Raw genomic sequence first — 14,924 nt, forward strand, 5'->3', positions numbered from 1 at the left:
ATGAAATTTATCAGCACACGCGGTCAGGCACCGAGTCTGTCCTTCGAAGACGTTATTCTCGCTGGCCTGGCTTCCGACGGTGGATTGTATGTGCCCGAGGCTTTGCCGGAATTTTCGCCTGCCACCATCGCCAGTTGGGCTGGTTTGAGTTATCAAGAACTTGCGTTCGAGGTCATGCAACCGTTCGTTGACGGTGCCTTATCCAATACTGAGCTGAAGACCATAATCGATAAGGCCTACGCGGATTTTCGGCACCCGGCCATCGCACCGTTGGTGCAAACAGGCCACAACGAATGGGTCCTGGAACTGTTTCAAGGTCCGACGTTGGCATTTAAGGATTTTGCGCTGCAGTTTTTAGGACACCTGCTGGACTTTGTGCTCACTCGACGTCAACAGAAAGTGGCGGTACTGGGGGCGACTTCCGGAGATACTGGTTCGGCGGCGATTGAAGGTTGCCGACGTTGTGAGAACATCGATATTTTTATTTTGCATCCGCATCAGCGTGTGTCTGAGGTGCAGCGACGCCAAATGACTACTGTTTTGGCGGATAATGTGTTTAATATTGCGGTAGAGGGCAACTTCGATGATTGCCAAAATGCCGTCAAAGCCAGCTTTCGTGATCAGTCGTTTCTGCCGGACGGTCGCCAGTTAGTGGCTGTGAACTCAATAAACTGGGCGCGCATAATGGCCCAGATTGTGTATTACTTCTACGCGGCACTCGCCTTGGGGGCGCCACATCGTCCCGTGTCTTTCTCCGTGCCGACTGGCAACTTTGGTGACATTTTCGCCGGTTATCTGGCAAAGCAAATGGGGCTGCCGGTACAACAGTTGATCATTGCCACCAATGCCAATGATATTCTGCATCGTTGCATCGCTAACAACGATCACAGCAAACAAGCCTTGCAGCATTCTTTGTCGCCGAGCATGGACATTATGGTGTCCAGTAATTTCGAACGCTTGTTGTTCGATCTCTATGGACGTGATGGCGCGCAGATACGACGCTTGATGCAAGAATTCGAAGACGGCACGATGCATCTTGCTGAATCTGCGTTAACTTCGGCAAGGTCTTTGTTCTCCAGTTTTCGTCTTGACGATGCGCGCACACTTGAGATCATCAAAGACGTGTACACTCGTGGCGAATATCTGCTTGATCCACACACGGCGATCGGTGTGGCCGCAGCGCGAGCAGAGCGTTGGCATCAAGCACATCCAATGGTTTGCCTGGCAACCGCGCATCCGGCGAAATTTCCGGATGCCATCACTCAGGCGCTGGCGGAAAAGCAATCTGAGCCGTCATTGCCGTTACATATGCAGGATTTGTTTGACCGAGAAGAGCGGTATCAGGTGCTGCCAAATGATCTAGTGCAAATCCAGTCGTTCGTTCGCAGCACGTTATCTTGACGCGATTGAACGCGCGTTGCTCGACATTAACATGCTATTAACTCGCCGTTAGGAGTTCGCTAAAACGTAGTCAGTAGGCGGCTTTTTCAGTATGATGGCAAAAAAAGATAATAAGGACTCTGGTCATCCATCTACGCAACGATCAGGGTGAAAAAAACAAGCAAGAGAGCGTGATACAAACTCATGAGTAAGGCCCTACTATTTCCAGGATCATTCAGGAAGATCGATCAGCGACTCTCTGCCGTCGGTGCATCGACTGCCAACTCGTCGTGGCAAACTAAACTGTCATGCTGGGCGAAGAAAATTGGCATCGCGCTGATTTGTGCGCATTTAACCTCCAACGCCGGGCTCGCTTCAGCGCAGTTGCGGGATGTGACGGATGAAGCGGAACAGCAGGGCGTGCGTCTAAACCTTCAGGATGTCGATATACGTGTCTTGATTAACACCGTCGCCGAGGTCAGTGGCAAGAACTTCATTGTCGATCCACGTGTTAAAGGCAAGGTGTCGATTATTTCTGGCGCTACCTTGGGGCCAGACGAGTTGTATGACGTGTTTCTCTCGATTCTAGAGGTGCACAACTTTGCTACAGTCGATTCTGGTACGGTGATCAAGGTGTTACCAGCGAATGTGATTAAACAGCATCCGACGCCAACCTTGTTTACGCCAACAGCCGAGACGAATGATGCGCAGATTACGCAGATCGTCCAGCTCGAATTCGCCTCAGTGCAAGACTTGGTGCCGATCATCCGACCGTTGATCCCGCCGACTAGCCATTTTGCGCCACACGTGCCGTCAAATAGTGTGGTGATTACCGATACCGCGGCGAATATTCAACGTGTGCTCAAAATTATTAACCGCATTGATATACCCGATAAACGCGCCAACATTCGAGTGGTCAATTTGGATCACGCCAAGGCCAGCACGTTGGCTACCACATTGACCCAGCTGGTGACCTCGACGGCGGACCCGAAAGACGCAGCGAGCTCGGCAAAGGTCAGTATTCAACCATTCGATTCCATTAATGCCCTTATTATCAGTGCGCCGGATGACCAGTTTGCGAAGATTCAAGCCTTGATTGGTGAGTTGGACGTCGAGCGGGAAATCGAAGGTGACGTCAATGTTATTTCACTCAAACACGCTAAAGCCGAAGATCTGGCGTCGATTCTAAAAGATATCACCGCGACCAAAGCCGATGGCGCTGTGAGCGAGTTCAATGTGCAGGCCGATGAGGCTTCAAACTCATTGATCGTAAAGGCGTCAGGAACACAGCTTAAAACGGTCAAGTCGGTCGTCGATAAGCTGGATAAACGTCGTGCGCAAGTGTATGTCGAAACCATTATTGCCGAGGTGTCTTTAGACCAAGAAGCGGCGCTCGGTATTAACTGGAACATCGGGTCACAGGAAACGACGACAGTGACCGAGGGTACCGATGGCGGAGCTGGAACCTCGACCACCACCAGCAATCCAATCGGTATATTTGACCCGGAACGACCAGGTCAAGTGTTAGGTCGCGCGACTGCGAATCAAACGTTTGACTTAGGCACTGGCGGTTTCAATTTTTCACTGCTGGATTTCAGCAAGTATCAACTGGACGTGGTGATTAACGCATTACGATCTGATTCTAACAGCGACATTTTGTCGACACCGACGATTTTGACTCTGGACAATGAAGAGGCCGAGATTGTGGTTGGTCAGGAAGTGCCTTTCGTCACGGGTCGATTTAACAGTGGGATCAACAGCGCGGTCAATCAGGGCGGGACCGATGGTAATGGCACCAATACACCCGTCGGCACTGGCTTTCAGACCATCGAGCGTAAAGACGTTGGTATCAAGTTAAAGATCAAGCCACAGATCAACGAAGGTGACACAATTCAACTGGAAGTATTCCAGGAAACTTCAAGCGTATCGCCGGTCCGTGTGGAAGGGCAAGCCGACTTAATTACCAATCTGCGCTCGATTGAGGGCGTCGTACAAGTGGACGATGGCCAGGTTGTGGTGCTCGGTGGTTTGATTACCGAGAACGTGGTGGACACCGTCTCTTGGGTGCCTGTGCTTGGCAAGATTCCGTTGATTGGAAACCTGTTCCGCAGCAAGGGTAAGAAGGTCGAGAAGCGTAACCTGATGGTGTTCCTGAAGCCACGGATCATCCGTTCGCCGGAAGAGCTGGCGAAGTACTCCAAGACCAAATACAACGCAGTACGCCGTGATGGCCAGATTTCACGATTGAATACATCGGACTTCCTGATTCCTGAAGTCGATCCACCGGTGTTGATCGAATACGAGGAAACGCTGGGCGAAGGTTTATTGGGGAGCGAACGCCAGGCCGAGTTGGCGCGCCGTGGCGAAGTGCGCAAGCCAGTGAAGAGTCGTATTAAGGACATCATCTTTGGTCGCACTTTTGTGTCGGACGATGAAATTTTTGAGAATGTCGAAGACGATTTCGAAATGCCACCGAAAAGGCCGAATGAGGATGAACTTCAGGATCTGGTTGATGAGCTGGAATACGGTGCTTCAGTTGAGGAATCCGTACCCAACGCTGAGGGCTCTTTACCCGACGCTGAGGGCTCTTCACCCAGTGACGATGTCATCAAGGCGGAAGACTTTTAGTCACGAGTTGTATGAGCGAGATAGCGAATGAGTTGGAGACCACCGGCGGGCAGGCAGTAGCGTCCGTGCCGGCGGATGATGCGATACCGGTGGATTCGGATATTGCACAGATTCCGTACGCCTTTGCCAAGAAACACAATGTTCTGGTGAATCTGGAGGACGATGGCACCGCGCGTGTAACCTGCGTTCAAACTCCTAAACTTCCCGTCTTATCCGAACTTAAGCGGCGACTGAATCGTCGTCTTGTGCTCGAGCGCGTGATTGCGTCAGAGTTCGATACTCAACTCCGTGCCGCCTACGATAAAGGTGGCAGTCAGGCCACCCAGTTAATGGATGACATGGGTGATGATTTGGATCTTGAGCGGCTTGCGGACGAGATGCCGCAAACCACGGACCTGTTGGAAGCCGACGACGATGCGCCGATTATTCGCCTTATCAACGCGCTGCTGACTCAGGCAATTCGGGAAAATGCCTCCGATATTCACCTTGAGGCCTTCGAGGAAGAGTCCGTGGTCCGTTTTCGAGTGGATGGTGTGCTGCGCGATATTCTCAGTCCGCGTCGAGAGATGCATGGCGCATTGGTATCACGTATCAAGGTGATGTCGAAGCTCGATATCGCTGAAAAACGCCTGCCTCAGGATGGTCGCATGTCATTGCGCGTGGCCGAGCACCCAGTTGACGTGCGGGTCTCGACCTTGCCGACTCAGCATGGCGAGCGCGTCGTATTACGGCTGCTAGATAAGCAAAGTGCGCGACTCGACCTGGAAAAGCTCGGCATGCCGGCTGATATTCTCCGAACATTTGAGGTGTTGATTCGTAAACCTAACGGCATTTTGCTGGTAACCGGGCCAACCGGTTCAGGTAAAACCACCACGCTGTACTCCGGCTTACACCGACTGGATCGTAAACGACTGAATATTTTGACAGTGGAAGATCCAGTTGAATACGATCTAGATGGTGTTGGTCAAACCCAGATGAATAGCAAGATTGGGCTGACGTTCGCCAGCGGCTTGCGTTCGATTCTGCGGCAAGACCCAGACGTGGTCCTGGTTGGTGAGATTCGCGATCTGGAAACAGCGGAAATCTCGGTTCAAGCCAGTTTGACTGGTCACTTGGTACTGTCAACGCTGCACACTAACACCGCAGTTGGTGCGGTCACGCGTTTGGTGGACATGGGCGTTGAACCGTTTTTGATTGCATCCAGTTTGGTTGGTGTGCTGGCCCAGCGTCTCGTACGACGTTTATGCCCGGATTGTAAGTTACCGCATGAGCCCGATGATGCTGAGCGAGAATTACTGGGGATGTCGGCGACGCAGGAATCGACTCTGTTTAAACCACAAGGTTGCCCGAATTGTGAGCAAATTGGTTATCGAGGTCGATTAGGTATCTACGAGCTGATTGAAATGAATGAAGGAATGCGGCGTTTGATCCATGACGAAGCCTCCGAGGATTTGCTCACCAAACACGCACGCAAAACATCTCGGAGTCTAATGCATAACGGCTTCGACCGAGTGTTGCAAGGTGAGACCACCGTGGATGAAGTGTTCCGCGTGACGCAGTCCTAAAGGTCAACACCGATGGCAACCTTCGAATATCAGGCCTTAAACGCTAAGGGGAGAACGGTCAAAGGGGTCACCTCGGGTGATCACGCCAAACAGGTGCGGGCTGAATTGCGCGCTCAGGGACTGATTCCCTTAAACGTAAAGTCGATTTCCGAAAGTGCCGCGAGTAAGTCGGATCAAAAAGGCCGTCCGTCTCGCCGCATCAAAATCAGCACTAATGAACTGTCGATTATGACTCGTCAGATGGCCACGCTGCTGGAATCGGGTATGACGGTCGAGGAAACCTTAAGTGCGGTAATCAAGCAGTCGGAAGGACACAAAGTCAAAACGGTGATCAGCGATATACGATCCATGGTCACCGAAGGCTACTCATTGTCAGATGCGATTGCATTGTATCCGAATAGCTTTCCAGAGATTTACCGTGCTTCCATTGCGGCCGGTGAGCAATCGGGCACCTTAGATAATGTCTTGGACCGGTTAGCAGACTATCTGGAAGACAGTCACGCGATGCAGCAAAAGATTACGCAAGCCATTGTGTATCCGATCTTCTTGTTCTTCGTTTGTGCAGCGATTCTGGTGGTGCTGATCGTGGTTGTGGTGCCAAAGATCGTCGGTGTGTACGAAGACACCAAACAAGAATTGCCAACGCTCACCAAGGTTGTAATCAAGATTTCAGACTTCATGGTCAATTATGGTGTTATCGTGGGGATCGGATTAGTCGTGTTGGTGGTACTGATTCGATTGTTATTCAGGCAGGATAAACCTAAGCTGTGGTTACATCGGACTTACTTGAAAATCGTAGGCTTGCGTAAGATGGTGCAGAACATCGATTCGGCCAGAATGTCACGTACCTTGTCGATCATGGTTGGTTCGGGCGTGCCGATTCTATCGTCCATGCGTGCCAGTCAGGCGGTGATGACGAATCGCGTATTGCAGCAAGACTTGCAGCAGGCAACCGAGGAAGTTTCTCAAGGTGTCTCAATTGGTCGAGCACTGGATCGCAGCGGCCATTTTCCACCGCTATTAGTACACATGGTATCGAGTGGCGAAAACAGCGGTCGGCTAGGGCATATGCTTGAAAAAGCAGCCACCGCCACCGAGAATGAAATGCAAACTCGAATCAGTATGATGGTCAGTTTGCTTGGGCCAATGATGATCTTGATCATGGGGTCGATGGTAATGACGATTATTCTTGCCATTCTGATGCCAATGATGAAACTCCAAGAAATGGTGAATTTTTAGTGCAATGAGCTGTGACTCATTGAAGGAGCAAAAATGAAGAAAACTTATACGCAACGTTCTACACAGGCCGGTTTCACGTTGATCGAAATCATGGTCGTCGTGATTATTATCGGTTTATTATCGGCGATGATTATGCCGAACCTGTTCAAATCTAAGCACAAAGCCGATGTCGTCAAAGCACAAAATGACATTAGCAAGATTGAAAGCACCTTGGCGTTATACCGGTTGGATAATTTTCAATATCCCACTACCTCAGAGGGTCTGGATGCATTAATTACCAACCCGGGTAAGAATACGTGGAATGGTCCCTATCTAGATCGAAAGCCGAAAGACCCTTGGCAGAACGACTATCAGTACGTGCGTCCCGGCACACACAATCCAGACAAATTTGACCTCTGGAGTATGGGGGCGGATGGTGCCACGGGTGGTGAAGGCGATGCAAAGGATATCGTCAACTGGGAGCAGGGCTGATCAACCACGCAATTCCTCAAGGTAGTTGAGGTTCTGAAATTCTGTGGCGTGGTCCGAGCAATCCAGTTCGACCGCGCCGTTTTTTCGCAGCCAGCGGTGCATGGCACGATTCCCGTCGGCATAGCTTGCCAGCAATGAATCCCAGGTTGGCCTTGGCAATAGACAATGCAAGGATTGCAGTCTCTCTCCGTTATGACAGACCACCGCAGAATTTGGATTGGCGTTGGCCAGTGACACCAAGGATTGCCACAGTTTCGTCGTGACACCTGGCGTATCGCACGGCGAAACGAGTAGTCCCTGAATCGTCGATGATGGCACGCACCCTTCAATTGAGCGACAAATACCGGCCATGGGGCCAAGGTAGGCCGACGATTCGGAATCATGCAGCACACGTCGCGCAAACTGTGCATACTGCTCATGATTTCGATTTGCGCTAATGATCAGGTCACAGACACAGGGTTGCATCGCCATGGCTGTCCACGCGACAAGCGCGCGACCTTGATATGCCTGAAGACCTTTGTCTAGTCCTTGCATTCGGCGACTTGCCCCGCCAGCCAAAATAAGCCCCGCCAGATTGGATGTGTCTAGTTGCATATTGATTGAAAATGACTGTTGATGGAGAGCCTCTGGTGTGCGAAGTGTGTACGAACCAAGTGACAAGAGTGACAGTCATTAAACTACGCATTCGTATTCATTCACGACTAATCACGAATTATTTTATAGTGAACCGATTCAAACTAGAACATAAATAGAGGATGGAGATGACTGGTCTTAAATCGTTTCTAATTACCGTGAGCTGTGCCGCCATAGTACTTAGCGCAACGGCTGGTGCGGCAACCCATACGGTGACTTCACCAGATGGCGCGATACAAGTGCATGTGTCGGATGATGGTGGTGAATTACGCTACCGTGTTAATCGGGCTGAGAAAGTAATTATCCAGCCGTCGTTGCTGGGTATGCGTTTCGCTGCGCATCACGGGTTTGATGCAGATTTGCAAATAGTCGGTGCGAAGGAATCGTCGAGTGACACGCAGTGGGAACAGCCCTGGGGCGAACGTCGTGTTGTGCGAGACCATCATAATGAATTGACGCTGGAAGTGAAACGCAATAAACCAGAACAGTCGCTGACTTTGCGCGTTCGCGCGTTTAATGACGGCATTGGTTTTCGTTACGAAGTGCCAAAACAGCCCAACCTGAAGGACCTCACGATCACAGAAGAGTTCACTGAATTTAACATGGATGAAAAAGCCACTGCGTGGTGGATACCCGCACGTAAGTGGAATCGTTATGAGTATTTGTACCAAAAAACCACGGTCGATGAGATGGAGATGGTGCATACACCGGTTACCATGCGTTTGACCAATGGTGTGCATGTGAGTCTACACGAAGCCGCACTGGTGGATTACGCGGGCATGTCAATCGAGCATCGACGCGGTCCGAATCTGGTGGCTAATCTGGCGCCTCGTTCAGACGGTGCACTGGTGAAAGTGAGTACCCCGTTCAAATCACCTTGGCGCACCATTCAAATCGCCGAACAAGCGGTTGGCTTAGTAAATTCCGACTTGATTCTAAACTTGAATGAGCCAAACAAAATGGGCGATGTGTCTTGGTTTAAACCAGGAAAGTATGTTGGTATCTGGTGGCAACAACACATCAAAGATCGCACTTGGGGTAGCGATGGCATTCACGCGGCAACCACCGAGGCGACCATCGAGTACATGGATTTTGCTGCTGAAAACGGTTTCGATGGCGTGTTGGTCGAAGGATGGAATATCGGCTGGGATGGCGATTGGTACAACAACGGTGATGTATTTAGTTTTACCGAAACCTACAATGATTTCGACATCGAGAAAGTCGCTGCATATGGCCGCAAGGTCGGCGTGCGCCTAATCGGTCACCACGAAACATCTGGCAATATCTCCAATTACGAGAAGCAATTAGATGACGCATTGGACTTGTATCAAGCCAACGATGTTGCGATCATCAAAACCGGTTACGTGGCGGATGCTGGCAAACTTAAGCGGATCGACGAACAAGGCATTGTGCGCTACGAGTACCACGACGGCCAGCACAATGTGAATCATCATCAGCTGGTGATCGACAAAGCGGCTGAGCATAAAATCGCCATCAATCCCCATGAGCCGGTCAAAGACACCGGTCTGCGCCGCACCTATCCGAACTGGGTCAGTCGTGAGGGCGCACGCGGACAAGAGTTTAACGCTTGGGGTGTGCCGCCGAATGGCCCAAACCATGTGTCTAATCTGGTGTTCACGCGTATGTTGTCTGGCCCGATGGACTACACCGCTGGCGCGTTCGATTTACGACCGAGTGAACGTCCACCTGTGACCAAAGAAATGGGGCGCCATGACAAGCGGTCGCGCATCGAGCACACATTGGCCAAAGAGCTATCCTTGTATGTGACGATCTACTCGCCGATTCAGATGGTGATGGATCTGCCGGAAAACTACGCTGCACGCCCTGATGCCTTTCAGTTTATTAAAGACGTACCAACGGATTGGGAACAATCAATCGCGTTGTCCGGTGAAGTGGGCGAATATTTGGTTATTGCTCGGCAAGATCGTAATTCGTCGGACTGGTATTTGGCCGCACACACCAACGAAAAAGCACGCACCTTGAATGCCGACTTACGCTTTCTGGGCGAAGGGCAGTATACCGCGCAAATCTACCGCGATGGAGAAAATGCCGATTACGATGCCGCCCCCTATGATATTGTGATCGAGACCCGTGAAGTGAATGCAGAAGAGTCACTGTCGTTTGATCTCGGCCGCAGCGGCGGTGCGGTAGTAAGGTTTATCAAGCGATAAAACCACAATCGTACCTCTGTGTACCGGACAGGCCGCCTCGTGCGGCCTGTTTTGCGTTGCGAGCTCTGACACGGGATTATCGTGCCGGGTTGACTCGACTATAATTCGGGTCTGGCAGATAGTATTACGTAAGGGTTTCATGTACTCTGCGCTGCTTCTAACACTTTGAGAACCAAACATGAAATTTGCCGATCTTGGCCTGTCCAGCTCCTTATTGGAAACCCTTGACGATCTTGGCTACCAGACGCCATCACCGATCCAGGCTCAGGCCATTCCGCATGTGTTGCAAGGCAAGGATGTGATGGCTGCCGCGCAAACCGGGACCGGTAAAACCGCGGGTTTTACTTTGCCGGTCATTCAGCGCCTAAGCGAGACACCCAAACCCAGTGGTAACGGCAATCAAGTGCGAGCCTTGGTGTTAACCCCAACCCGCGAATTGGCGGCCCAAGTTGCCGACAGCGTGAAAACTTACGGCGCTGGTTTAGGTACGCGTTCGGTGGTTGTGTTCGGCGGCGTCAAAATCAATCCACAAATGCAGCGTTTGCGCGGTGGCACCGACGTTTTGATCGCAACGCCGGGCCGGTTAATTGATCTGCATACGCAAAACGCAGTGCGTTTTGATAATCTCGAGGTACTCATACTGGATGAGGCCGATCGTATGTTGGATATGGGGTTTATTCACGATATTCGGCGCATTATTAAGTTGCTGCCTAAGCGACGTCAGACACTGCTGTTTTCGGCGACCTTTTCAAAAGATATTCGCGAACTGGCTAAGACCATTGTGCATCAACCGGTGGAAGTATCGGTTAGCCCACCGAACAGTACCGTTGACACGGTCAAACAAAGTATGATCGCCGTCGAAAAGTCCGATAAAACCAAAGTGCTGACACGGTTAATTAACGACAACGACTGGTATCAGGTGTTGGTTTTTTCACGTACTAAACACGGCGCAAACCGTCTGGTTCGTCAGCTCGATGGCAAGGGTGTGAACGCGGCTGCGATTCATGGTAACAAGAGTCAGGGAGCTCGTACCAAGGCGTTGGCTGAGTTCAAGTCCGGTAAGTTACGTGTGTTGGTGGCGACTGATATTGCCGCTCGCGGTATTGATATCGACCAGTTGCCACATGTGGTGAACTTTGACTTGCCGCAGGTGGCTGAGGATTACGTGCACCGGATTGGTCGCACCGGGCGTGCAGGCGCGAGCGGTGAAGCAGTCTCGCTGGTCAGTCATGACGAATTTAAGTTGCTCGTTGATATAGAAAAGCTGATTGGTAAAACTGTGCCACGGGTTGAGCTGGATGGGTATGCACCGCTGAACCAATTGCCAGACTCGCCGACTCCGTCGAAAAATAAGCCGAAAAAACCTAGACCAAATAAGAAAAAAACGAGTCGTCCCAGAAACCACCAAGCTAAAGATACGGATGCCGATAAATCAGGGCGAGGTGAGTCGCGTAACCAATCCGCGACCGGTGACAAGGACCAGGCGCTGCGTCCAGGTGGTTCGCCCTACGGTGCCGGAAATAAAAAGCGGCGACGTAATCGTCGTCGCAAACCGAGCCCCTCAAGGTCAGACTAGTGGGGCGACCTTAAGCGTGTATGTTTAGTCGGTTCAGCCCACTACAGCGAAGCTTGGTGGCGTCAGCCTGCGGCTTCGCTTTTTATGGAGCTTGGGCGGCGTTGGTAAACCTAGAACACGGCGCGCGGGCGGCAGCAAAAGCAGCGTGTGTACAAGGACTGTATAGCTTTACCGTGACGCTGGGTATGACCTTAGTATTGGAAACCGTGTTTAAAGTAATGAGTCGCTATTTTAAGGCACGCTGGTTGATAGATTGGACCACGATCGCCACTGCTTGTGGTGCCGTCTTTTCCGGCTCATGGTATGTCAATGTGTTGGCTGGAACGCCAGAGGTGTTTCGTACCGTGGTTCTCGGCTATGTGATCGGTGGCGTGTATTGCATCTTATATGTAAGGGGGCTGGCGCAGGCACATCGTAACCTGCACGACTGAGTCAGGGTAATGCGAACGTCGACGTAACACGTTTTTCTGGTATTCTGGCGCAACCTTTTAACTGTTCAGAGATGCCTGTGAAAATTATTCAATCATGCAGTATCGCGTTGTTCTCTGTTGGCTTAGTCGGTTGTGCAAGTGTACCGTCGACTGGGACCACCACCAGCCCATCAGCCCCGACAGCTGAGCGCGCCTCACCGTTTTCCTCAACTTATTCGATTCCTCCTGCGCCAGCGTATGTACTGTCAGGGGCAACAGTCCTCACGGGGTCTGGCGAGCAACTTGACAACGCTTCAGTCGTATTTGCTGACGGGAAGATCGTTGCTGTTGGGGCTGAGATCGATGTTCCAGAAGGCGCTGTATCGATCGATGCCCGTGGTAAGTGGATTACACCTGGGATCATCGACGTACATTCGCATATGGGTGTGTATCCAAATCCATCCGTCGAATCACACAGCGATGGGAACGAAATGGTCGCCCCGGCGACGGCGAAAGTCTGGGCTGAGCACTCAGTTTGGCCACAAGACCCAAATTTTGAGAAAGCGCTGGCCGGTGGCGTGACCACTGCACAAATACTGCCGGGCTCTGCCAATCTGTTTGGTGGCCGTGGGGTTACGCTCAAGACCATACCCTCAGTGACGATGATGGGTATGAAGTTCCCCGACGCACCGCACGCACTCAAGATGGCCTGCGGTGAAAACCCCAAACGCGTGTACGGCGAGAAAGGCGGCCCAGGCACACGCATGGGCAATATGGCGGGCTATCGATCTGCGTGGATTGCGGCCCAGTCTTATGATAAGCAGTGGGATGAGTATGAAGCCAAGGTTGCGAACGGTGACAAGTCGGCTCAGGCGCCGGAACGAAATCTCGAGATGGAGACACTGCGCGGCGTTCTGGATGGCGAAATTCGGATTCACAATCATTGTTATCGCGCCGATGAGATGGCGAATATGATTGAATTGTCTAAGGAGTTTGGTTATCAGATTGCTGCCTTTCATCATGCCGTTGAGGCGTATAAGGTCGCGCCCTTGTTGGCTGAAAATGATATTTGCGCTGTGGTCTGGGCAGATTGGTGGGGCTTCAAACAGGAGGCCTACGATATGATTCGTGAGAACGCTGCGTTGATTGAGTTCGCCAAGGGCTGCGCGATAATCCATTCGGACGATGAAACGCAAATTCAGCGTCTCCCGCAAGAAATCGGTAAAGTCGTCAGCGCTGCAAAGCAAATTGGGATCGATATCCCGGTCGCTACGGCCATTCGATGGGTCACTTCCAATTCTGCAAAATCAATTGGTTTAGAAGATCGTATCGGGAGTTTGGCCCCCGGTATGAACGCAGATGTCGTGCTCTGGAGCGGAAACCCACTCAGTGTCTACACGAAAGCCGACAAAGTCTGGGTCGATGGCGCACTGCGTTTCGATCGTCGCAACCCTGATATCAATACCACCAGTGATTTTAATCTCGGCATTATTACCCCAACGGAGGATCGACCATGAAACTTAATTGGCTAAAAATTGCAGGCATTAGCGCTTGTTTGCTGGTTTCGACGTCCGTGCAGGCGGATACCTTGTTGATCAAGAACGCGAAGCTGGTCGATGGTGTGGAGCGTGCCGAAGGCGTGGTCGATATCGCGGTACGTGACGGCCGTATCCAACAAATTGGTACGGACTTGACTGCCGACGACACGACTCGAGTTATTGATGCCGCCGGTAAGCCGGTCACGCCAGGATTGTTTAATGTAAACACGCAAATCGGTTTGATGGAAGTCGGCGCGGTGGCGGCCTCGGTGGATGCGAGGGCGATGCGCGAAGATGTCACCGCCTCACTGCGCGTTGCTGACGCTTACAACGCGTCATCGACGGTGGTGCCCTATAACCGGATGCTCGGCATCACCAACGCGGTAGTTCAGCCAGGTAATGGCACGAGCTTGATCGCAGGCACGGCCGCGGTCGTAAAGCTGAGTGCGACTGACGGTGTGGTGGAACCCGGCGCTGCGATGGTGGTCAACCTGGCCGATACCGGCAGTGCATTGACTGGCGGGTCCAAGGCTGCGGCAATGGCGAAATTGCGCGAGGCATTAGAAGATGCGCGCGACTACGCGCGCAACACGACGCAGTTCAATTCTGGCAATCGCCGAGATTACAGTCTGTCGCGACACGATCTAGCAGCGCTCAAACCGGTTATAGAGCGCAGAATGCCGCTGTTGGTCTATGTAGAGCGGGCATCGGATATCGAGCGCGTGTTGCGATTAGCCGCGGACCTTCGGATCAGTCTTATTTTGTCTGGCGTCAGTGAAGGCTGGCGGGTAGCGGACAAAATTGCCAAGGCTGAAGTGCCGGTGATCATCGATCCGATTCGTAACTTGCCGAATTCGTATGAATCCTTGGGTGCTCGGCTAGATAACGCCAAACTCATGCACGAGGCCGGCGTGACATTAATGTTTACTGGGATGGGATGGCAGACTACGCATAATGCGTATCTTGTGCGTCAGTCTGCCGGTAACGCGGTTGCAAATGGCTTGCCGTACAACGCTGCCATTCAAGCGATTACCTCTGCGCCGGCTAAGATCTTTGGCGTGCCTCAGTACGGGCATCTCAAAGCCGGTGCGAGTGCCACCTTAGTGGTCTGGTCCGGTGATCCGCTTGAGGTCATGAGTAACCCGGAGTTAGTGCTGATTGATGGCCAGATGTACCCCTTGGAAAGTCGACACACGCGACTTCGAGACCGGTACTTTCAAGCGATCCAGCAATATACGAACTAGATAGCGCGCCCCACGACGCAATAAAAAAGGCCATCGAGGTTCGATGGC

At 51.8% G+C, this 14,924-nt stretch carries 11 protein-coding genes; 10 read left to right on the forward strand and 1 reads right to left on the reverse strand.

The window, feature by feature from the left end; all coding sequences use genetic code 11:
- From thrC to gspG, 5 genes are all read left to right on the forward strand, one after another.
- Complete coding sequence (gene thrC / locus IE055_RS03090) at positions 1-1,401, forward strand: threonine synthase (RefSeq protein WP_189398517.1); 1,401 nt, start codon at positions 1-3, stop codon at positions 1,399-1,401.
- Between the two features lie 183 nt (positions 1,402-1,584).
- The gene (locus IE055_RS03095; RefSeq protein ID WP_189398518.1) at positions 1,585-4,008 is read left to right on the forward strand and encodes a secretin GspD/PilQ domain-containing protein; all 2,424 of its coding nucleotides are present in this window, start codon (positions 1,585-1,587) and stop codon (positions 4,006-4,008) included.
- An 11-nt stretch (positions 4,009-4,019) separates the two neighbouring features.
- Positions 4,020-5,573, forward strand: a complete 1,554-nt coding sequence (gene gspE, locus IE055_RS03100) for a type II secretion system ATPase GspE (protein WP_189398519.1) — start codon at positions 4,020-4,022, stop codon at positions 5,571-5,573.
- A gap of 12 nt (positions 5,574-5,585) precedes the next feature.
- The gene (gene gspF / locus IE055_RS03105; protein ID WP_189398520.1) at positions 5,586-6,812 is read left to right on the forward strand and encodes a type II secretion system inner membrane protein GspF; all 1,227 of its coding nucleotides are present in this window, start codon (positions 5,586-5,588) and stop codon (positions 6,810-6,812) included.
- Between the two features lie 33 nt (positions 6,813-6,845).
- Positions 6,846-7,283: a type II secretion system major pseudopilin GspG gene (gspG, locus tag IE055_RS03110; RefSeq protein ID WP_189398521.1), complete on the forward strand. Its 438-nt coding sequence runs from the start codon at positions 6,846-6,848 to the stop codon at positions 7,281-7,283.
- Here gspG and mobA read toward each other — a convergent pair whose 3' ends face one another.
- Positions 7,284-7,877, reverse strand: coding sequence for a molybdenum cofactor guanylyltransferase MobA (mobA, locus tag IE055_RS03115; RefSeq protein ID WP_189398522.1), 594 nt, complete (start codon positions 7,875-7,877; stop codon positions 7,284-7,286).
- 167 nt (positions 7,878-8,044) lie between these two features.
- On the opposite strand from mobA, the gene IE055_RS03120 reads away from it, so the two are divergent.
- The 5 genes from IE055_RS03120 to IE055_RS03140 all read left to right on the forward strand — a co-directional run bounded on the left by IE055_RS03120 (position 8,045) and on the right by IE055_RS03140 (position 14,876).
- The gene (locus tag IE055_RS03120; protein ID WP_189398523.1) at positions 8,045-10,108 is read left to right on the forward strand and encodes a glycoside hydrolase family 97 protein; all 2,064 of its coding nucleotides are present in this window, start codon (positions 8,045-8,047) and stop codon (positions 10,106-10,108) included.
- Between the two features lie 178 nt (positions 10,109-10,286).
- Positions 10,287-11,684 carry a DEAD/DEAH box helicase gene (locus tag IE055_RS03125; protein ID WP_189398524.1) on the forward strand — a complete coding sequence of 466 codons (1,398 nt, stop codon included), beginning with the start codon at positions 10,287-10,289 and terminating at the stop codon, positions 11,682-11,684.
- Positions 11,685-11,704: 20 nt separating this feature from the next.
- Positions 11,705-12,115, forward strand: coding sequence for a hypothetical protein (locus IE055_RS03130; protein WP_189398525.1), 411 nt, complete (start codon positions 11,705-11,707; stop codon positions 12,113-12,115).
- A 71-nt stretch (positions 12,116-12,186) separates the two neighbouring features.
- A complete protein-coding gene (locus IE055_RS03135; RefSeq protein WP_189398526.1) occupies positions 12,187-13,611 on the forward strand; it encodes an amidohydrolase in 1,425 nt (474 codons plus the stop codon).
- The gene (locus tag IE055_RS03140; protein WP_189398527.1) at positions 13,608-14,876 is read left to right on the forward strand and encodes an amidohydrolase family protein; all 1,269 of its coding nucleotides are present in this window, start codon (positions 13,608-13,610) and stop codon (positions 14,874-14,876) included. The genes IE055_RS03135 and IE055_RS03140 overlap by 4 nt, the downstream gene beginning before the upstream one ends.
- The last annotated feature ends 48 nt before the right edge of the window (positions 14,877-14,924 follow it).

Origin of the sequence: Arenicella chitinivorans, from assembly GCF_014651515.1 — a bacterium.
Lineage (GTDB): Bacteria > Pseudomonadota > Gammaproteobacteria > Arenicellales > Arenicellaceae > Arenicella > Arenicella chitinivorans.

Bases quoted from the DNA above. Each gene is read 5' to 3' on its own strand.
- thrC (WP_189398517.1), top strand. From the start codon at position 1: ATGAAATTTATCAGCACACGCGGTCAGGCACCGAGTCTGTCCTTCGAA.
- IE055_RS03095 (WP_189398518.1), top strand. From the start codon at position 1,585: ATGAGTAAGGCCCTACTATTTCCAGGATCATTCAGGAAGATCGATCAG.
- gspE (WP_189398519.1), top strand. From the start codon at position 4,020: ATGAGCGAGATAGCGAATGAGTTGGAGACCACCGGCGGGCAGGCAGTA.
- gspF (WP_189398520.1), top strand. From the start codon at position 5,586: ATGGCAACCTTCGAATATCAGGCCTTAAACGCTAAGGGGAGAACGGTC.
- gspG (WP_189398521.1), top strand. From the start codon at position 6,846: ATGAAGAAAACTTATACGCAACGTTCTACACAGGCCGGTTTCACGTTG.
- mobA (WP_189398522.1), bottom strand. From the start codon at position 7,877: ATGCAACTAGACACATCCAATCTGGCGGGGCTTATTTTGGCTGGCGGG.
- IE055_RS03120 (WP_189398523.1), top strand. From the start codon at position 8,045: ATGACTGGTCTTAAATCGTTTCTAATTACCGTGAGCTGTGCCGCCATA.
- IE055_RS03125 (WP_189398524.1), top strand. From the start codon at position 10,287: ATGAAATTTGCCGATCTTGGCCTGTCCAGCTCCTTATTGGAAACCCTT.
- IE055_RS03130 (WP_189398525.1), top strand. From the start codon at position 11,705: ATGTTTAGTCGGTTCAGCCCACTACAGCGAAGCTTGGTGGCGTCAGCC.
- IE055_RS03135 (WP_189398526.1), top strand. From the start codon at position 12,187: ATGCCTGTGAAAATTATTCAATCATGCAGTATCGCGTTGTTCTCTGTT.
- IE055_RS03140 (WP_189398527.1), top strand. From the start codon at position 13,608: ATGAAACTTAATTGGCTAAAAATTGCAGGCATTAGCGCTTGTTTGCTG.